Consider the following 18,852-nt stretch of genomic DNA (forward strand, 5'->3'; position numbering starts at 1 on the left):
GGCCCGGGCCGCCCCGTGCGTCAGCCGGCCTCCACGGCCTTCTCGAGCTCCGCGGCCTTCTCGAGCTCCGCGGCCTTCTCGAGCTCCGCGGCCTCCGCGGCAAGGAGCCGGGCGAGTTCGGCCGGCTTGGTGAGCATGGGCCAGTGACCCGAGTCGATGTCGACGAAGGCGACCCGCTCGGCCCGGGTCAGCTCGGAGACCTCGCCGCTGTCGATCCATTCCCGCGCCTGCGCGGGGCTGAACTCCGGACAGACCAGCACCACCGGCACGGCGAACCGCCGCTCGTCCGTCAGCCGCACCACGCCCCTGGCGACGCCCTCGGGCACCGGCACCGCGGCCGCCTCGAACTCCTTGCGGGCCGCATCGTCCAGGTCGGCGGCGTCCGGGCCGTCGAACGGGCCCCAGCCGGGGAAGGGCACCACGCCGTCGCGGACCTCGAAGAAGTCGGCGTAGCGCTGCCCTTCACCGGTCGGGGCGCCGCCGATCAGGGCGACCTCAGCCACCCGCTCCGGCCGCCGGTCGGCGGCCAGCCAGGCCAGGGTGCAGGCGGCGGAGTGCCCCACCACCATCGGCCGGCCCGACGCCGCGTCCACCGCGGCGAGCACCGTCTCCACCTGGTCGTCCAGCGTGGCGGCGACGTTGCCGTCCCCCTGGCCGGGGAGGGTGACCGGCACGGCGCGATGGCCGAGCCCTTCCAGCTCGGCCGCGACGCGGTCCCAGACCGTGCCGTCGAGCCACAGTCCGCCGATGAGCAGGATGTCCATGGTGGGTGCCTTCCCTGAGGTGGTCGTACAGGCCCGCGCGGGAGTCGTCCCCGAGGCCGTCCCCGCCACCGTAGGAGCAGATCCGGACGTTCCCCTGCCGGTATGCCGGAGGAACCGGCGCGGCCACAGGTGCGGAACCCGGTGGGCTCCGGACGGGGGCGGTCGGCAGCCGCCGGACTAGCCTGCTGCCGTGGCGAACGAAATGAGCCCCACCGCGCGGGCGCTGCGCGCCCTGGAGATGCTCCGGGCCCGGCCCGGCACGACGGCCGCCGAACTCGCGGACCGGCTGCACGTCACGGAACGCGCCGCGCGCCGGTACGTGGAGATCCTCCGCGAGGCCGGCGTCCCCGTGGAGTCCGCCCGCGGGCCGGGCGGCGGCTACCGCCTCGGCCGCGGCACCCGGCTGCCTCCCGTGCACTTCACGCAGGCCGAGGCCCTCGGTCTGGTGATGGCGGTGCTCGGCTCCCAGCCCGCCGCGGCCGACGTGGACGACCTGGTGGGCGTCGCCCTGGGCAAGGTGGTCAAGGCGCTGCCGGACGGCGTCGGCAGGCAGGCGGCGCAGCTGCGGGAGTACGCCGCGGCCGCCCCGGACCCGTACTCCGCGCGCCCCGACCCGGCCGTCTCGGGCGAACTGGTCGACGCCGTCGTGTCCCGGCGCCGGGTGTCGCTCACCTACCGCGGGGAGTCGGGGCCCGAGTGGGAGGCGGAGGTGGACCCCTGGGCCCTCGTCGTCCGCCACGGGCGCTGGTACCTGCTGTGCCACTCCCACCGCGCGGACGCCGTCCGCACCTACCGCGTCGACCGGGTCCGCGCGGTCCGGCAGACCCGGCACGCCTTCACGCCGCCCAAGGACCTCGACCCGGTGGCGGTGCTGGAGCAGAACCTCGGCCTCGGCTGGGCGTTCCCCACCCGGGTGGTGTTCGACGCCCCCCTGGCCGAGGTGGCGCCCTTCGTGCACCCGCCGATGGGGCGGCTGGAGCCCCTGGGCGAGGGGTGCGTCCTGACCGGCAGTACGCGCAACCCGGCCATGTACGCGCGGGAATGGCTGTCCAGGGTGCCGGTCGCGTTCCGCGTCGAGGGCGGGGAGGAGCTGCGGGCCGAGATCGCGGCGCTCGGCGCCCGGATGACCGCCGCCGTGACGGACCCCCTTACCCACTCGTGATCTCCGGGCCGGAACCGGCGGCCGTGCCCGGCGGGTGTTACTCCGGCCAGGCCATCTCCCAGGAGGCACGTATGCGCCGCTCGCCCCGAAGCCGCCGGACCCTGCACGCGGCCCTCGCCCTGACCGGCCTCGTGGCCCTCTCGCTCACCGGGTGCCAGGCGGGGGGCGACGAGCGGCCCTCCACCCCACGGGACCGGAAGGGGCACGGCGCCCGGTCCCTCGGCGACTTCGACAAGGACGGCTACGACGACTTCGCCACCACCGTCGTCGCCGAGGACACCAAGCTCCGGTACAGGCCCGAGGGCAGCCGGCTGGTGGTGGTCCCCGGCTCCCGGAGCGGCCTCGACACCGCTCGGCACCGTGTCTTCGCGGGGCTCCAGGGGCCGCTGCTGCGCGCCGACCTCGACGGCGACGGCTACACGGACCTGGCCGCGATGCGGGACCCGAACCCGGGCGGCGTCCCCGAGCCGGGGAGCGCACGCGAGGCGGTGATCCTGCACGGCGGGCGCGACGGCCTGGGGGACCCGGTGCCCGTCCCCGCCGAGGACGACTTCAACCTGGCCGCGGTCGCCGACGTCGACGGCGACGGGCACGCCGACCTGATCGACCGAGGGGTCGGCCGCGTGTCCAAGGATCCAGGGGTGCGACCCCGCCCCGGCCGGATCGCGTACGGCCCCTTCGGCCGCGACGGCGCCCCGGCGCGCGAGGTCCGCCAGGAGTGGAACACCGTCGGGGGCGCCATGACCGCCGGCGACTTCGACGGCGACGATCACGACGACCTGCTGTTCACCACCGTCCAGACGCCCGAACCCGACCAGGACGTACCGGAGTTCACGCCCGTCGACACCTACTTCCGCGGCGGCCCCGAGGGTCCCGTGCCGGCGGAGTACCCGACGGATCTGGACAATCGGGCCGCCGACGGCCCGACCGTCCCCGCCGCCGGGGACGTGGACGGCGACGGCCACACCGACCTCCTCGTCTTCGGTGACCGGCACGTGGAGTACGACCGCTTCCCGACCGCCGGACGGCTGACGGTCGTGTACGGCGCGCAGGGCGGCATCGGCACCGGGCGCAAGACGGTCACCCTCGACCAAGAGACCCCCGGCATCCCCGGGGACTCCCAGCACGGCGACCACTTCGGCGCCGGGGCCGGCACCGGCGACGTGACCGGTGACGGCCACCCCGACCTGGTCGTCAACAGTCCCGGCGAGGACCGGCGCAGCGGCCGGGTCACCCTGGTCCCCGGCACTCCCGAGGGCCCCGACCCCGCCCGCGCGTCCGTCGTCGACCTGGACACCCCGGGAGTCCCCGGCGAGCGGTACGCGTCCGGCCGGGACAACTTCGCCGCCACCTTCCCGCTGCTCGACATCGACGGAGACCGGCACGCCGACGTGGTGGCCCTCGCCGTCGGCTACTACGTCAGGAGCACGCCGGGCCTGTGGCTGATCCCCGGCGGCGACGCCGGCTTCGACACGGAGGCGATCCGGTCCGTGAAGCCGGGCCCGCTCGGCCTCGACCCCCGGCACTGGGACTGAGGTCCCGCCCTCCGGCCCCGGCGGCTCCCGCGAGCCGCGCCCGCCACGGCCTTCCCGCCCTGGCCCGAAGCCGTCCGTGCTCTCACAGCGGATGCCAGGCCGCTCCCTCGCCGTGCGGCCGTGCCCGGCCGAAGACCACGTCCGCGAAGTGGATGCCGAAGCCCAGGGTGGCCGGGCGCAGGAGTTCGGCGATCAGGTGGCGGCGGTGGCGTGAGGCACGGACGGGGTCCGCGTCGGCCGTCACGGACCACTCGGGGTGTCGCACCTGGAGAGAGGTGAGCAGGGTGTCGCCGAAGGCGAGCAGGCGGGTGCCGCGCGAGGTGATGGCGAAGCCGGTGGGGCCGTCGGCGCCGGGCAGGGTGAACACCCGGACGCCCGGGAAGATCTCGTCGTCGGCGAGCACCAGTCGTGCCCGGGGCTCCAGGACCGCCGCCGCGGGGTCCCGGTGGTCCCACTCGCCCTTGGGGATCACGAAGGCGGCCCGTGCGAACAGGGACGGCTCGACACAGGCCCAGCCGATGTGGTCGGCGTGGAGGTGGGTGAACGCCACGGTCTCGATGTCCTCCGGCGCCCGGCCGAGCAGGGCCAGGTTGCCGGGCAGCGAACCACCGTGCACGGCGCCCCGGTACGGGTGGGCCGGGTCCTCCGGCACCGCGTGCGGGCCGAAACCGGCGTCGATCAGCAGGGCCCGGGCGCCGAGTTCGACGAGCAGGCCGCCGGTGTTGGCGACCAGCCGACGGGTGTCGTTGAGATGCGCGGCATATCCCCCCAGGTGGCGGTCGAGGACCGCCGAGGGGGCACCGGCCGGCTTCAGCAGCATCGCTCCGTCGGGCACGTAGGTGACCTTCAGGTCGCCCACGCGCAGGGTGCGCACGGCGGAGGGCCTGCGCAGTCGGCTGTCGTTCATGGCTGGCTTCCTCGCGTGGCGATGGAGCACGGCGGGACTCGGGAGGCGGTGGCGCGCCACCGCGGCGGGACCCCGGAGACTGCGCCGCGGCGGCGCGGCTGTCCGCGGGGTGGCCGCGGAAGGCCGCGCCGCACGACGAGGGGACGGTGCCGGTCGGCGCTGTCCCGGGCCGGGCACGGCGCCGTCTCCGTCTACGCCCTGGTCCGCTCGCGCAGGAGGACACCGGCCAGCGCCGCGCCCGCCAGGGCCACGACACCGGCCGTGACCATGCCCGCGTGCAGCCCGCCCAGGACGGCGGCGCGGGACGGGGTGGCGCCCGAGGTGAGGGCGCCGGTGCGGGCGGCGGCGATCGCGCTGAGGCCCGAGACGCCGATCGCGGCGACGTACTGCGGCAGTTGCGACAGGCCGCCGATGACGCCCTGGTCCTCCTCGGTCACCCCGGTGGTCATCACCGTGATGAAGGAGACGACGCTGAACACATGGCCGAGGCCCATGACGGACGAGGTGACGAGCAGGGCGACCAGGTCCACGTCCTGGGGCAGGGTGAACATCGCGACCGTTCCGACACCCTGGATGAGCAGACCCGCCGCGAGCACGCGTACGCCGCCGAACCGGCCGAGGAGCCGGGCGACGTACATGCCGCCGAGTGTGGCGGCCGCGCCCTCACCGAGGTAGCTCAGCCCCGCCTGCAGGGCGGTGAAGCCCAGCACGTCCTGCATGTACAGGCTCAGCAGCACTGTCGTGCCGGCGCACATGCCGAAGGTGATGACACCGAACAGCCCCGACCACTTCACGGACGGCCGGTTCAGCACCGACAGCGGCACCAGCGGCTCCGGGTGGCGCCGCTCGACGAGCAGGAAAGCGGCCAGCAGCACCAGACCGCCGACGATCGGACCGATGGCGCCGGGGCGGCTCCAGCCCTCGTCGCCACCGACGGAGATGCCGTAGACCAGGCCGAAGAGACCGGACGTTGCCAGGATCGCGCCGGGGACGTCCATCCGCCGGACGGTGCCCGACTCCTGGATCGACGGCAGCGCCAGCGCTCCGGCCAGAGCCAGGGCGCCCATCACGCACAGTGCCACCATGGTCCAGCGCCAGCTGAAGCCGCTGGTGATGACGCCACCGCCGAGCGCGCCGAGCACGAAGCCCAGGGACATGACGGCTCCGTTGAGGCCCAGGGCGCGGGCGCGCTTGGGCCCTTCCTGGAAGTAGCCGGTCATCAGGGCGATGGCGGCCGGAGCGATCATGGCGGCGGCGGTGCCCTGGCCGATGCGGGTGGCGATGAGCACGCCCGGGCTGTCCGCCAGGGCCGCGCCGAGCGAGAAGAGGGTGAACACGGCGACGCCGAGGGTGAACAGCCGCTTCCGGCCGATCAGGTCCGCGACCCGGGCGAACAGGGGGAGCAGGCTCGCCGAGGGCAGCAGACTGGCGGTGGCCACCCACTGCAGGGTGCCCGCCGAGGAGAAGCCGAGAGCGGTGCCGATGTCGGGCAGGGCGACGGTGACGATGGAGAAGTCCAGGCCGCACATGAAGGTGGCGCAGCACAGGGTGATGAGCACCAGCCACTCGCGCGCCGCGAAGGCGGCGACGCCGGCTGCCTCCCCGGGCGGGGCGGCGACGTCCGGTGCGGGACGGGTGGGGGGAGAGGACTCGGTGACGGCCATGAGGCGGTCCTTCCTGAGGTCTGACGATCCGGCTGACCTGTCCAGCTTTGAATCGGGGGACCTGCGCAACAAGGACGATCTGTGCAACGATCGATTCGCCGGGCTCATCGTCCGAGGTCGCGGTGATGACGGTGCGGGATGACGGCGCGGGGGGCGCGGTGATGGAACGCCAGGAGATCGAGATCTTCCTGACCCTCGCGGAGGAACTGCACTTCGGACGGACCGCCGAGCGTGTGGGCGTCTCCCAGAGCAGGGTCAGCCAGACCGTTGCCCGGCTGGAGCGACGCATCGGCGCCAGGCTGTTCGACCGCACCAGCCGTCAGGTCGCCCTCACTCCCATCGGGGAGCAGCTGCGGGACGATCTCGCGCCCGCGTGGCGGGCGGTCGAGGAGGCCGTCGCCAGGGCCACGGCGGCCGGCCGGGGGATCACCGGCTCGCTGCGGATCGGCTTCTCCGGAGCGTTCACGGGCCACCTGCTGCACAGCATCGCCGAGGCCTTCGGGCGCAGGCATCCAGGGGTGGACGTCCAGATCCGGCAGGTGCAGATCTCGGATCCCTATGGTCCCCTGCGGGCGGGGGACGTCGAGGTCCAGATCACCGAGCCGCCGGTGGCCGAACCCGACCTGACGCTGGGTCCGGTACTGGTGTCCCAGCCGAGGGTGCTGCTGATGTCGTCCTCGCACCCGCTCGCGCGACGTGAGGCGGTCAGCCTGGAGGACCTGGCGGAGTCGACGCTGCTGACGGTCGGCGGGAGCGTGCCGAGGCACTGGCTGGACCACCACTTCCCGCGGCAGACCCCCTCGGGCCGGCCCATCCCGCACGGGCAGGCCATGACGCACTGGGAGGACGCGCTCTCCCTGGTCCTCGCGGGCAAGGGCGTGACTCCGGTGGCCGCGGCCGGCGCGCACTACTACAGCCGGCCCGGCCTGGTCTTCAAGCCGTTCACGGACGCGCCGGGCATCGACTACGCCTTCGTGTGGCCCACCGGCCGTGAGACGGCCCGGCTGCGGGCCTTCGTCCGCGTGGCGATGGACCGGGTCCAAGAGGTGGGCGGTCCGTCGCGGGCGGTGGAGAGCCTGTGGGACGGACAGGGCGGCTGAGGCGGTCGCGGTCGGGTGTGACCCGCGGAAGTGCCGCTCCGGCGTCTCGCGCCAGTCTGCGGCGACGGCGCACGGGCCGGGTGGCGCCGCCCTGCCGTGAGGCGGCCGCAGCGGCGGCCGCGGAGGTAGCGTGGAAAGGCAGCCCCTGAAGGAGGGCAGTGCGATGCCGTGGTACGTATGGCTGCTCGCCGCCGTGGCGCTGGGCGCCGCGGAGTTCTTCACCCTCGCCCTGTTCCTCGGGCTGCTGGCGGCCGCCGCGCTGGTCGCCGCGGTGGTGGCCGGGATCGGCGTCGGCCTGCCGGGCCAGCTGCTGGCCTTCGGGCTCGCGGCGGTGGCGGGTCTCGTCGGCGTCCGGCCGATCGCGCTGCGGCACATGGCACGGCAGCCCGTCTCGCGCGAGGGCAGTGACGCGCTGATCGGCAGAAGGGCCGAGGTCGTCCGGGAGGTCACCGGCACCCGCGGCCTGGTCAAGCTCTCCGGTGAGGAGTGGTCCGCCCGGGCCCTCGACGACAGCCTGGTGATCCCGGTGGGAGCGCTGGTCGACGTCATGGAGATCGAGGGCGCCACGGCCGTCGTCCACCCCCGCGACCTCCTTCCCTGACCGGCTGAGCACAGCAGCGGAGGCGTTGTGGATCCCTTTGTCGTCCCCATCCTCGTGGCGGCCCTCGTCGTCGTCTTCCTCGTCGCCGCCTCGGTGCGGATCGTTCCGCAGGCGCGCCGGTACAACATCGAACGGTTCGGCCGGTACCGCCGGACCCTGCAGCCGGGACTCAACCTGGTCGTCCCGGTGGCGGACCGCGTCAACACCAAGCTCGACGTCCGCGAGCAGGTCTACTCGTCCTCGCCCCAGCCGGTGATCACCGAGGACAACCTCGTGGTGAACATCGACACCGTCCTCTACTTCCAGATCACCGACCCGCGGGCGGCGGCGTACGAGGTCGCGCACTACCTCCAGGCGATCGACCAGCTGACCGTGACCACGCTGCGGAACGTCATCGGTTCCATGGACCTGGAGAAGACGCTGACCTCCCGCGAGGAGATCAACTCCCGGCTGCGCGCCGTCCTCGACGACGCCACGGGGAAGTGGGGGATCCGCGTCAACCGCGTCGAGATCAAGGCCATCGACCCGCCGCACACCATCAAGGAGGCGATGGAGAAGCAGATGCGGGCCGAGCGGGACAAGCGGGCGGCCATCCTGCACGCCGAGGGCGAGCGCCAGGCCAAGATCCTCACGGCGGAGGGCACCAAGCAGAAGGACATCCTGGAGGCCCAGGGCACGCAGCAGGCGATGATCCTGCGGGCGGACGGCGAGGCCAAGTCGGTCGAGCTCGTCTTCCGGTCCATCCACCGCAACAACGCGGACCCGCAGGTGCTGGCCTACAAGTACTTCGAGACGCTCCCGCAGATCGCCCGCAGCGAGAACAACACGTTCTGGGTCATCCCCGGTGAGCTGACCGAGGCGGTCCGCACGGTCAGCCGCGCGGTCGGCGACCACGCGGGGGCGGGTGCTCCCCGGTCGGCCCCCACGGGCGGGACCGGTGACGCCGGCGACGTGGGCGACACGGACGACGTGGGCGACGCGGGCGGAACTCCGGCGACCCCGGCGGCCCCGGGAGTCGCCCTCGACGCCGCTGCGGCCACCGGCGAGGCCGCGCGACAGGCCGCCGCCGCGGTCCACGACGCCAAGGCCGAGGCAGAGGCCGCGATGCCGCCGCACGGGGGCGGACGTCCGGCTTCCGACAGGTAGGGCCCGGCATCCCGTGTCCGGCGCCCGGGGGCCGGCGGGCGTCCGGTGCGATGTGCGGGGCGGGCCTCAGCCGGGGCTCGGGCCGGAGCCGTCGGCCGCCTTGTCCGCCTCGTTCGCCGCACGGCGGTACTCGGCGTTGATGCGCTGCGCCTCCTCGAGCTGGTCCTCGAGGATCACGATGCGGCAGGCGGCCTCGATCGGGGTCCCCTTGTCGACGAGCTCGCGGGCGCGGGCAGCGATCCGCAGCTGGTAGCGGGAGTACCGGCGGTGTCCTCCCTCCGAGCGGAGAGGAGTGATGAGGCGGGCCTCGCCGATGGCCCGGAGGAAGCCCGGGGTGGTGCGGAGCATCTCGGCTGCCCGGCCCATCGTGTAGGCGGGGTAGTCGTCGTCGTCCAGACGATCGCCAAGTGGATTGTCCGCTGTCATGTCACCTCGCTCGCTGTGCAACGCGTCGAGGGGCCCCGATGCCGTACGGCACCAGGGCCCCGAAGGAATTCAACACCATCTGTCGGCGCTACTGCCGCGCCGGCCTTCTGTTTCCGCCGCCCGGTCCTGAGGAGGGGGCGCGGTGGGATCGAAGCTGCTTGACCGGGAACCACCTTCCGTTCCTGGGACTCGCGGCACCCGGGCCGAGTGACTCCCGGGCCGGGCGGTCCTGATGGCGTCCGTTCCTCCGTTCCGTGTACAGCTGCCCGCCAGTTCGTCTCTGCCGGGTCTTCGCGGACCGTGTCTACGAGAAGAAGCGTAACCCTGCTGGAAGAGAATGTCTACTCTCGCCGGAGCAGATTTTCTCCGGTGGCGGCGCGGCCCCTGCGATCCGGCGGAGGCCGCGGCCCCGCACCGCTCGCGAAGGCGTTTCGTGGCCCGGGGCGGCGCGGAAGGGGGCGGCTCGAATAGAATCCGTGCCCGTGTCGAACCCTGATGAGATGCTCGTCGCCCTCTCGGCCGCGGTGGAGAACGAGCGAAGCAATCAGATGTCGCTGACCGTGGTCGTCGGTGGCGCCGTCATCACCGGCCGGCTGGCTCCCGAGGCCGTGTGGCGGGAGCGGGTCGCCGAGGTGCTGAAGGCCTCGGACCGTCTGGGCCCGTTCTCCGACGTCTTCGCCGGCGGCCGGCGGCCGGACCGGTCCGCCCGCGGCGAGGAGCCCACGCATCTGCACTTCCACCTCGCCCGGATCCTCCAGGGCAGCCTCGGCATCCCCGAGACGGGTGGCATGTACCGGGTCGCGATCAAGGACGTCAGCGCCTGGACCGTCGGGGATTTCAGTTATTCCGACCAGTGAGGCGTGAAAACGGGGCGTGCGGAATGCCCGCGCACGCCGCCCGTGGAACGAACAGCGCGGAGAACCCGGCAACGGGCCGGAAATCCGCACCCGCATTGCTGTGAACAAAACGAACCGGGGCCCGCACCCTCAGGTGCGGACCCCGGTTCGACGATGACGTCGGTGCCGACGCGTCAGGCAGGAACGATGTTCTCGGCCGTCGGGCCCTTCTGGCCCTGCGCGATGTCGAACGACACCTTCTGGCCCTCCAGCAGCTCACGGAAGCCCTGGGTGGCGATGTTGGAGTAGTGGGCGAAGACGTCGGCGCCGCCGCCGTCCTGCTCGATGAAGCCGAAACCCTTTTCGGCGTTGAACCACTTCACGGTGCCGGTAGCCATGTTGTTCTCCTTCGGACGGTGTCAGGAATGCGCGGGGTGCGCATTTCCGTGTCGCCGTGTTGATCAGCCGTCGGAAAATCTTCTGGCAACCACACCTGCAACTGATTCGACAGTAGCACGCTGCGGGCGGCCCTCCGCGTGTGACATTTCCGCCCGTGCGCCGCCGGAATAATATTTCCCGTACGCGTCGCCCGGAATTCTCACTTCTGCACGACAGTAATTGTCCGGCGTCGCGCCGAGCTCTTCCCGGTCCTGCCGGCGAGCTCGGCGGCACCCGGCGGTCGGGCGTCAGGCGTACGAGTGACGGGCGCCGCCCTCGACGTGGATCGTCTCGCCGGAGACGAAGCCCGCGCCCAGGAGCCACATCACCGCGTCGACGACGTCATCGGTCTCGCCGTGGCGGCCGACGAAGGTGCCGGCCGCGCTCCTGCGCAACAAGGCGGCCTTCCGGTCGCCCAGACGGTCCCAGGCGCCGGAGTCCACGACACCGGGCGAGACGGCGTTGACCCGGACCGGCGCCAGTTCCGCCGCCAGGTGGCGCACGGCGTAGTCCACGGCACCGTTGGTGACGCCCTTGACGAGAGACCCCGGCCCGGGGCGCCAGCCGACCACGCCGGAGAACATCACCATCGCCCCGGTCGGCCGCAGCACCGGCGCGAAGTGCTTGGCCACCAGCATCGGGCCGGCCACCTTCGCCGCGAACGCGGCGAGCAGCTTGTCGCGATCCAACTCGGGCAGGGGAACGTCGTGCGGCGCCGAACCGGTCGTCACGATGTGGTCGACTCCGTCCTTCAGACGTTCCGCCGCCGCGGCGATCGTCGACTCGTCCTGCAGATCGATCCGCACCGAGGTGGCGCCGATCCCGCGCGCCGCCGCGTCGGCCGCGGCCGCATCGCGCGCACCGACGACGACGTCGTACCCGTCCTTCGCCGCACGCCTCGCGACAGCCGCGCCGAGCGCACGTGCACCGCCGATGACCAGGATCCGTTCCATGTGCCACCCGTCCTCTCGTAGGAGCGCACACGGTATAGATTGGATACCGGTATCTACAACGAAACCGGGGGCGGCCATGGGTGACGCGTACGACGTGATGGCGGCGACCTGCCCGAGCCGCACGGTGCTGCACCGCATCGGCGCCCGCTGGACCGTGTTCGTCGTCAACGCCCTCGACGGCGGACCTCGTCGCTTCACCGAACTGAAGAGGCACATCCGCGGCATCACCTCGAAGGCCCTCACCGAGACCCTGCGCTCCCTCGAGGCCGACGGTCTGATCAGCCGCCACGAGTACGACGAGAGTCCGCCCCGCGTCGAGTACGCCCTGACGCCGCTGGGCCGCTCCCTGCTCGTCCCCTTGCGTGCCGTACGGCTCTGGGCCGAAGAGCACGTCCCGGACATCGAGGCGGCCCGCGCCCGCCGGCCGGAGTCCGACCCGCCGCCGGCCGGCAGTCCGCAGTACTCACCCTGAAGGGATGAGCACGGCCGGTGCGGCCTCCACAGGCCGCACTCTCTTTCCGTACAGGAAAGTCGGCGCTACTGTTGCCGGTATGGAAACTGACGGGGGACGGCCCACGCCGGAGCAGGCTCGCGCCGCACTGGCTGCCGTGGAACAGATCCGTGCGTCCGGCGCCGCCTTGTCGGCGACACCATGGCCGACCTGGTTCTTCGTCGCGCTGACGCTCTACATCGGCGTGCTCCCGATCTGTGTCGGAGGCGCCGTGGCCGACAGGGAGTGGCTGCTTCCGCGTCCGGCCTGGCTGGGCCTCACGGTGGCGGTGATCGCGGTGCAAGGAGCGCTGCAGGCTGTCGCGAGCAAGGCATGGCGTGAGCGGACGGGGGTGGCGCTGCGGCTGGACGTGCTGCCGAAGTCGGCGCTCGTCCCGATCGTGGTGGGCCTGCCCGTGCTGATGCTGGGGGCGCCCGTCGTCTTCCGTGGCACCGGGCGGCCGGGGTGGCTGATCGCTGCCTCGCTGATCGGCGTCGCGGTGTCCGTCGGCTGTCACCTCGCCTTCGTGCGTCTGCACCGGGCGGGCGGGGAAGCCCCGGAGGGCGCGATCTGATGGAGGGCTTCGACGCCACCGTTCACGCGCCCAACCGGTTGCGCGTCTGTGCCCTCCTGGACGCCGCGGGGGAGGCGGAGTTCGGCCTGGTGCAGCAGCGACTGGGGCTCAGCGCATCCGCGTTGAGCAAGCATGTCGGCGTGCTGATGGAGGCGGGCTACGTCGAGCAGCGCAAGGCCGTCCGCGACACCCGACAGCGGGTGTGGCTCCGGCTGACCCGGCAGGGGCGGGAGGCCTACCAGGGGCACCTCGCGGCACTACGGGCGATCGTGGGCTCGTCCGGTCCGCCCCTGTGACCGCGGCCGTGCCGACCTCGGACCGCTCCCGGGAGCAGCCCGCCGCGGCGGTCACCCGGTGCGCCGACCGGACGGAGAGTGGGCTCTGGCCGGACGTCACCCGTGCAGCGCACGTCCCCCGGGGCTGCCGGCCGTGAAGCGCTGCCCCATGGCGATCTCGTCGCTGATCACCGACCAGGCGGTCTCGTCGTCCTGGAAGGGGAGCGGGTCGACGTCGCTCGTCTCCCGGCGGATCCGCTCGACCTCGCGCTCCAGGAGTTCGAAGCCGGCCTCCTGGTCGCCGCTGAAGGTGAACTCCTCGAGCAGGCGCTGGAGCCGGACGGCGACCTGGACGAGGGAGGAGACGTCCGTGTGGAGTGCCCGCGCGGTCTCCTCGTTGGAGTCGAAGGCGAACACCTTGCCGGACACGGGGTTGAGGGCGAGGTGGGCGTTGAGCAGCCAGCCGATGAGGGGCCACTCGTCCGCGCCTTCCGGAGCGTCCTCGAAGTCCTCCGGGTCGACGGCGTCCCGGACGAGGGACAGCCTGCCGGAGTCCTCGTCGGGCCTGTACAGCTTGACCGTGCCGGTGGGGACGCCGACGGTCTGCAGGAGGCGGGCGCCCTCGGTCCCCGCCGCCGCGGGCGGGAAGGCGGTGGCGGGCAGGGTCGTGAGCCGGTCCTCGCCGAAGACATCGACGAGTTCGCTGCGGGTCACGTCGAACAGCACTCTCAGTACTCCGAACTCTGCGCTGTGGCAGGCGTCGTGGGGTTCCCGGCGCCCCGCTACGGGACGAACTTCCTCTCCGAGGGCGAAAGATCGATCACCGTATCAGTGCGCCCGCCGGAAACACCGTGCTGGTCCCATTGATCGTGCAGCCACTCGATGTAGGCGCGGTGCTCCCGGTCCTTCCGGTACTTGCTGAGTTCCTCGCCGTCGGGTCCCTTCTCGGACTGGTCGTACTTCGTGCTGTGGGTGACGTCGAGACCCTCGAGGAACTCCCTCGCCAGGTACTTGTCGCACTTGGGATTCTTCTGACAGGGCTCACGTTCCGTGTAGAGCTCGCCGACGTTGCCTTCGTGTCCGTTCTTGATCAGCGGATGCCCGATGGAGCGTTCGGAGTGCGCCTCACCGCTGGCCCCCACCAGGATGAAACGATTCCCCTTGCCGTCGTCGTACATGGCCGAGGCGTAGTTGCCGCCGGCGATGTAGGAGTCGGGGCGCTCGGTGCGGTTGGCGTAGCGGCCGAGCTGGGTGGCGCGGGCGAGCTCGCCGGAACCGGGCGCCACCTTCGTGGAGCTGACCTTGTCGCCCTTGCTCTTCTTGTTCTTGCGCTGCTTCTCCCCCGGGTGGTTCCACGGGTACCAGGCCTCCTTCCCCAGTACGTCGTTCACTCCGGAGGAGTCGTTGGAGCGGACAGGGCTGGTGGTGCCGTCATGGTGCAGCTGGCGTATCGAACCGTCGTCGCTGAGGAGGTACATGGGCGTCCCGCCGTCGCCCTCGTCCTTCCTGGCCTTCTTGATCTCGACCTTGTCGATCTCGTCGCGGGTGTCCAGGTCCTTGCGCTTCTGGTGACGGGAGGCGGCCTTCACCCGCTCCGGAAGGGTGTCGGTGACGTGGTCGGTCACCTTCTTCGCTGCCTTCTCCATGGACTCGACGGCCTCTTCGAGGATGCCGTCGAAGGCCTGGGTGAAGGTGTCCCTGCCCTTGGTCTTGTGGAACGTCGTCTTCGACCTGCCGAGGTGGATCCCGGACTGGCCGCCCAGGTCGACGCCGTGGAGGGAGACCTTTCCGGCGCCGTCCTCGAACTCGGCGTGGTTGATGACCGTGGCCTTGCCCCCGTTGCCGGAAGGGCCGTCACCCCCTGCCGAGGCCAGGTGCATGCCGGCGGGCGGGTCGCCGGGGTTGAAGGCTCCCTCGGCGAGGTCGAGAGCCATGTCCGCGACCAGTTCCCGCAGCTTGCCGGTGACGGGCTCGGTGACCTTGGCGATGAGTTCGTCGACGATCTGGTCGACCGCCTCGTCGATCAGCCGCTTCGCGATGGTGCGTATCAGCGCGATCTCGCCGGCCGCGACACCGGCGGATATGCCCAGGGTGAAGGGGGTGGCGGCGAGCGCGGCGACGACGGTGCCGGCGAGGACGCCGAGTTCGATGCCCGCCTTGACCTTCATGCCCTGGATGATGTGGCCGACGCCGTCGCAGGCGTCCGCGAACAGGCGGGCCACCAGGGGGATCTTCTCCAGGTGCCCGGCCTTCACATGGGACCAGTGCTTGCTCATGGACTCCACGGCCCAGCCCTCGGAGGAGTCCAGGATGCGGGTCACGGCCTTGTGGGTGTCGCCGCCGTGCGTCTCGAACTGCTCGGCGAAGTCCCGCATGGACGTCGCCATCTCGAAGTAGTCGTCCTCGTCGACGTTGGGCCAGTTGATCCCGATGAGGTCGAGTGCCTCGTCGACGATGCTCGGCAGAACCATGCCCATGGCCGTGCGCTCCGTCCCCCGTTGACCGTCGTCTCCTGACCAACAGTCAACGGACGCACCGTCAGGTGCACAAGGGCATGTCCGGACGCGTCACGACTCTGTGACAGGAATCCCATCCAGTCGTGCCGTCACGGGAGTTGGCCTCGGGCGCAGCCGGACGAGCGCCTCGTCCGTGCCCACCAGCAGCTCCCCCTCCGCCGTGAGGGCGACGGCATGGACCTGGCCCCCGGGGCGGAACGTGAGCAGCCCGCCGTCGTCCGGGGCACGGTACTCGACGAGGCCGTCGGCCCAGGCGACGGCGAGGAGGGGCCCGGAGCCGGCCGTCGTCACCGCCACCGCGGTCACCGGGCAGTCCCGTGCGGCCACCGGCTGGGGCATGGGCCGCGTGTGCGGCGCCCACGCGCGTACCGTGCCGTCGGCGCCGCCGGTGTACAGCAGGAGGACGGCGCCGCTCCCGGTGGGGGACGGCAGGGAGGCCGCGGCGATCGCGGTGACGCGCCCGCGGTGCAGCGTGGCGGTGCGCGGTTCGGCGCCGTCGCCCACCACGTGCACCGTACCGGCGGCGTCGGCGAGGACCACCTGGTCCCCGGCGCCGGTCAGCGCGGTGGCCTTCTGCGGCAGACGCCGCGCGTACTCCCGCACCGCGTCGAGGAGCCGCTCCCGCGCGGAGGGGCCGTCGTCGAGGAGAGCGGCGATTCCCCTGGGCCGCTCGGACCCGACGGTGGACCGGGTGTGCAGGACGCCGTGCTCGTCCAGGACGCCGACGGTGCCGCCCCCGTGGTCGGCGGTGGTCCGCGCGCCCGGCACGGAGTACGGCAGGCGGCCGACGGTCCGGGCGCTGTGGGCGTCGAGGATCCGCACGGTGCCCTGGTGGTCGGCGACGACGACCTGGCCGGCGAGCGGGCCGGTGCCGGTCGTCAGGGAGCGGACCGGACCGGGCCACGGCGGCGTGATGTCACCGCGCACCCGGCGCCCCACGACCGTCCACGGGGCGTCCCGCGCGGCCGTGTCGAGCGCGGCGGACAGCCTCGGATCGGCGTCGTCGCCGAGGGCGGCCAGGAGGACCATGGCGCGTTCCGCGGGCGGGAGTTCGCGGGTCAGCGAGGGGCCTGCCCGCAGCCATGCGGCGCGCAGGCCACCGTGGTCCCGCTCGGAGCGTTCGTACGCCACGGTCACCCGCCAGGGGTCGGCGGCGCAGACCGACACGGCGTCGTCCAGGTCGAACGACTCCTCCGGCTCCGGAGCCGTGGGTCCGTGCCCGGCCGCCTCCTCGGGGTGGTCCGCCTCCCAGGCGCGGCGGCGCGCTTCGTCGGTCCACCGGGGCTGGTCCAGGTCCATCAGCGCGCAGGGCCCCGCGATGAGCCGCTGTGCCCAAGGGGTGCCGGAGCGGACTTCGACGAGTACCCGGACGTGCTCCTGAGCAGCCAGCTCCCAGGCCAGTTCGGCGAGCGGGCCGGGAGCGTCGGCGTGGTGCAGCTCGGGCAGCGCGACGACGGTGCGGCGCCGGTCGGCGGCGAGCGCGGCCAGCAGATCGCCCGGCGACCGCGCGGCGACCGACAGCTGCCGGCCGAGCATCCAGGCGGCCGTGGTCGCGGTCATGCCCGTCAGCGGCACGAAGCCGTGGACGCGGCGCTCGCCGACGGTGCCGGGCCGGGTGCCGTGGCCGATCAGCCAGGCGAGGAGCCGTGACTTGCCGCTGCCCTCACCGCCGGTGACCACCGCGAGGCCCGGGGCACGAGGGTCGCCGAGCCAGGAGAGCAGAGCGGCGGCGGCGGGCTCCCGGCCGCCGGCGGGCCGCGGCCAGCGCGCGTCCGCGACCGTGCGGGCCGTCACCGCCGGTCCTGCCGCGCGGCGTGCGTGATCAGCTCCTTGAGTCCTTCCTCCCGGGACTCCGCCGTGTCGCCGTAGTCGAAGCTGTGGGTGAACTCGGCGTGCGGGAGGACGGCCTGGAGCCAGACGGCGCAGTAGTGGCCCGGCATCATGCAGGGTTCCAGCTCGCAGTAGACGCGACGGACCTGCTCCGGCCGCACCCCGGAGGAGGAGAGCTTCTGCCACAGCTGCTCCTCCGGGTGCAGGCGGCCCGGACCGGCCTGGGCGGTGACGATCTGCTTCGCGCCGTCCGCGCCCACGTACTCGAAGGCGGACGAGAACGGGAAGTTGAGGCCGTGACGGACGTCGTCGAGCACCCGCGACCACCAGTTCTCCCGGCCGGTGACGGCCGCCGCGTCGATCTGCCGGATCTCCCGGACCAGCGCGGCGAACGCCTCGGCCGCCGCCTGGAGTCCGTCGGAGGCGGCGATCACCGGGAGGGCACGGTCCAGTGCCGCGGCGCAGTGGGTGAAGGCCGCCACGTCGGAGTTGACGAACAGGGAGGACTCGTCGCGGCCGAGGAAGAGAGCCGTCACCGAGCCGTCGGTCCGCACGCACAGGTGTGCCAGCCGGTCGGTGCCGATGCGCACCCACTCCGCCCACTCGCCCTCCAGGGCGACCCCGCGGTGCCCCGTGTACATCCCGAGCGTGGGCCCGTCGGTCTCGTCCGCCGAGAGGAAGTACGGCCCGGCGTGCAACGGCACGCCGACCTCCGTGAGGTGGGCGCGGGCCGGGGGCGGCACGGTCCCGTACGAGGCGGGCACGCTGATGCGGCGCAGTCCTTCCGGGCCGAACTGGGCGACGGCGGGGTCCGGGGGAAGCTCAGGCATCACAGACCTCTCACGGTGGCGGGCTGACCCGCCTCAGCCTATGCGCGGCCGGCCCGGGCCCGGGGCGCTGTGACCGATCCGCGACCGGGCCGGGACGGGCCGCCGAAGCCGGGCGGATGCGGAGGGGTGGCCTGCCGGCACTGCAGACCGTGGTTCTCCGCCCGTACGGGCGGAGGGCGCGCCGCTCGGCGACCTGTCGGGGAGCGGCCGGGGTGACCCGAAACAGCGGTTTCGCGTTGCCCTGGGACGCCGCTCGCCCTCCAGCCTCACCTGGCCGGAGTCTCTGCTCCCGCAGGAGGGACGAGGTGCTCGTCCCGGGGTGCCCGGCCCTGTCTCACCGGGTCGGGCACCCTGTGCGGGACGTGCTTCGCTCAGCTACGGGTCCAGCTCTGGTTGCTGCCGCCGGAGCAGGAGTAGAGCTGGAGCAGGGTGCCGTTGCCGGTTCCGGCGCCGACGGCGTCGAGGCACAGGCCGGACTGGACGCCGGTGATGGAGCCGTTGGAGTTCAGGCGCCACTTCTGGTTGTCGCCGCCCCAGCAGCTGTAGATCTGGACCTTGGCGCCGTTGCCGGTGCCGGCGGCGTCGAGGCACTTGTTGCCGTAGACCCTGAGCTCACCGGCCGAGGTGAACGACCACTGCTGGTTGGTGCCGTTGCCGCAGTCCCACAGCTGGACCTGCGTCCCGTCCGTGGTGCTCGCGTTGGGCACGTCGACGCAGCGGCCCGAGGCCACGCCCTTGATCGGACCGGCGCCCGAGGGCGACGTGGGGGTCGGCGTGGGGTTGGGGTTGGTCGAGCCGCCGTTCA

20 protein-coding genes are annotated in these 18,852 nt (G+C 72.7%); 9 read left to right on the plus strand and 11 right to left on the minus strand.

The genetic code is table 11. The annotated features are described in order from the left end of the window. Positions 1 to 20: 20 nt before the first annotated feature. Positions 21 to 764, minus strand: coding sequence for an alpha/beta fold hydrolase (locus ACOV8S_RS26375; protein WP_448320766.1), 744 nt, complete (start codon positions 762 to 764; stop codon positions 21 to 23). Between the two features lie 202 nt (positions 765 to 966). Here ACOV8S_RS26375 and ACOV8S_RS26380 point away from each other — a divergent pair, with 202 nt between their 5' ends. Then, a complete protein-coding gene (locus ACOV8S_RS26380; protein ID WP_448320895.1) occupies positions 967 to 1,926 on the plus strand; it encodes a helix-turn-helix transcriptional regulator in 960 nt (319 codons plus the stop codon). Positions 1,927 to 1,997: 71 nt separating this feature from the next. Next, a complete protein-coding gene (locus ACOV8S_RS26385) occupies positions 1,998 to 3,461 on the plus strand; it encodes an FG-GAP and VCBS repeat-containing protein (RefSeq protein ID WP_448320767.1) in 1,464 nt (487 codons plus the stop codon). Between the two features lie 82 nt (positions 3,462 to 3,543). Here ACOV8S_RS26385 and ACOV8S_RS26390 read toward each other — a convergent pair whose 3' ends face one another. Both ACOV8S_RS26390 and ACOV8S_RS26395 read right to left on the minus strand, forming a co-directional pair. Continuing rightward, on the minus strand, positions 3,544 to 4,368 hold the full coding sequence (locus ACOV8S_RS26390; RefSeq protein WP_448320769.1) for an MBL fold metallo-hydrolase: 825 nt from the start codon (positions 4,366 to 4,368) through the stop codon (positions 3,544 to 3,546). A 191-nt stretch (positions 4,369 to 4,559) separates the two neighbouring features. Beyond that, positions 4,560 to 6,032, minus strand: a complete 1,473-nt coding sequence (locus ACOV8S_RS26395) for an MFS transporter (protein WP_448320771.1) — start codon at positions 6,030 to 6,032, stop codon at positions 4,560 to 4,562. A gap of 125 nt (positions 6,033 to 6,157) precedes the next feature. On the opposite strand from ACOV8S_RS26395, the gene ACOV8S_RS26400 reads away from it, so the two are divergent. From ACOV8S_RS26400 to ACOV8S_RS26410, 3 genes are all read left to right on the plus strand, one after another. After that, positions 6,158 to 7,132, plus strand: coding sequence for a LysR family transcriptional regulator (locus tag ACOV8S_RS26400; protein ID WP_448320773.1), 975 nt, complete (start codon positions 6,158 to 6,160; stop codon positions 7,130 to 7,132). Between the two features lie 163 nt (positions 7,133 to 7,295). After that, positions 7,296 to 7,733 (plus strand): NfeD family protein, encoded by a 438-nt coding sequence (locus tag ACOV8S_RS26405; protein WP_448320775.1) that lies wholly within the window; start codon positions 7,296 to 7,298, stop codon positions 7,731 to 7,733. Between the two features lie 27 nt (positions 7,734 to 7,760). Next, the gene (locus tag ACOV8S_RS26410; protein WP_448320776.1) at positions 7,761 to 8,879 is read left to right on the plus strand and encodes an SPFH domain-containing protein; all 1,119 of its coding nucleotides are present in this window, start codon (positions 7,761 to 7,763) and stop codon (positions 8,877 to 8,879) included. 66 nt (positions 8,880 to 8,945) lie between these two features. On the opposite strand, the gene ACOV8S_RS26415 is transcribed toward ACOV8S_RS26410, so the two are convergent. After that, a complete protein-coding gene (locus ACOV8S_RS26415; RefSeq protein WP_448320778.1) occupies positions 8,946 to 9,305 on the minus strand; it encodes a MerR family transcriptional regulator in 360 nt (119 codons plus the stop codon). A gap of 482 nt (positions 9,306 to 9,787) precedes the next feature. On the opposite strand from ACOV8S_RS26415, the gene ACOV8S_RS26420 reads away from it, so the two are divergent. After that, positions 9,788 to 10,162: a hypothetical protein gene (locus ACOV8S_RS26420; protein WP_448320780.1), complete on the plus strand. Its 375-nt coding sequence runs from the start codon at positions 9,788 to 9,790 to the stop codon at positions 10,160 to 10,162. A gap of 173 nt (positions 10,163 to 10,335) precedes the next feature. Here ACOV8S_RS26420 and ACOV8S_RS26425 read toward each other — a convergent pair whose 3' ends face one another. Together ACOV8S_RS26425 and ACOV8S_RS26430 are read right to left on the minus strand one after the other, a co-directional pair. After that, complete coding sequence (locus ACOV8S_RS26425) at positions 10,336 to 10,539, minus strand: cold-shock protein (RefSeq protein ID WP_028799214.1); 204 nt, start codon at positions 10,537 to 10,539, stop codon at positions 10,336 to 10,338. Between the two features lie 288 nt (positions 10,540 to 10,827). After that, positions 10,828 to 11,532: an SDR family oxidoreductase gene (locus tag ACOV8S_RS26430; protein ID WP_448320783.1), complete on the minus strand. Its 705-nt coding sequence runs from the start codon at positions 11,530 to 11,532 to the stop codon at positions 10,828 to 10,830. A 76-nt stretch (positions 11,533 to 11,608) separates the two neighbouring features. Between ACOV8S_RS26430 and ACOV8S_RS26435 the strand changes: the two genes are divergently transcribed. The 3 genes from ACOV8S_RS26435 to ACOV8S_RS26445 are packed head-to-tail and all read left to right on the plus strand — an operon-like array spanning position 11,609 to position 12,892. Continuing rightward, positions 11,609 to 12,004 carry a winged helix-turn-helix transcriptional regulator gene (locus tag ACOV8S_RS26435; protein WP_448320785.1) on the plus strand — a complete coding sequence of 132 codons (396 nt, stop codon included), beginning with the start codon at positions 11,609 to 11,611 and terminating at the stop codon, positions 12,002 to 12,004. 4 nt (positions 12,005 to 12,008) lie between these two features. Next, the gene (locus ACOV8S_RS26440) at positions 12,009 to 12,596 is read left to right on the plus strand and encodes a hypothetical protein (RefSeq protein WP_448320787.1); all 588 of its coding nucleotides are present in this window, start codon (positions 12,009 to 12,011) and stop codon (positions 12,594 to 12,596) included. Next, complete coding sequence (locus ACOV8S_RS26445) at positions 12,596 to 12,892, plus strand: transcriptional regulator (protein ID WP_448320789.1); 297 nt, start codon at positions 12,596 to 12,598, stop codon at positions 12,890 to 12,892. Before ACOV8S_RS26440 ends, ACOV8S_RS26445 begins: the two co-directional genes overlap by 1 nt. Before the next feature lie 96 nt (positions 12,893 to 12,988). Here the strand turns inward: ACOV8S_RS26445 and ACOV8S_RS26450 are convergent, their stop codons facing one another. The 5 genes from ACOV8S_RS26450 to ACOV8S_RS26470 form a co-directional block, all read right to left on the minus strand. Next, entirely contained in the window at positions 12,989 to 13,597 is a 609-nt protein-coding gene (locus tag ACOV8S_RS26450) for an SUKH-4 family immunity protein (protein ID WP_448320791.1), read from the minus strand. A gap of 56 nt (positions 13,598 to 13,653) precedes the next feature. Beyond that, positions 13,654 to 15,348 carry a WXG100-like domain-containing protein gene (locus ACOV8S_RS26455; RefSeq protein WP_448320793.1) on the minus strand — a complete coding sequence of 565 codons (1,695 nt, stop codon included), beginning with the start codon at positions 15,346 to 15,348 and terminating at the stop codon, positions 13,654 to 13,656. 90 nt (positions 15,349 to 15,438) lie between these two features. Beyond that, positions 15,439 to 17,181, minus strand: coding sequence for a hypothetical protein (locus ACOV8S_RS26460; RefSeq protein WP_448320795.1), 1,743 nt, complete (start codon positions 17,179 to 17,181; stop codon positions 15,439 to 15,441). After that, positions 17,178 to 18,047 (minus strand): nucleic acid/nucleotide deaminase domain-containing protein, encoded by an 870-nt coding sequence (locus tag ACOV8S_RS26465; protein WP_448320797.1) that lies wholly within the window; start codon positions 18,045 to 18,047, stop codon positions 17,178 to 17,180. Before ACOV8S_RS26465 ends, ACOV8S_RS26460 begins: the two co-directional genes overlap by 4 nt. A gap of 371 nt (positions 18,048 to 18,418) precedes the next feature. Continuing rightward, positions 18,419 to 18,852: RICIN domain-containing protein (locus ACOV8S_RS26470; protein WP_448320799.1), on the minus strand; the 434-nt coding region annotated here is incomplete at its 5' end.

The organism is Streptomyces sp. CO7 (genome assembly GCF_053474865.1).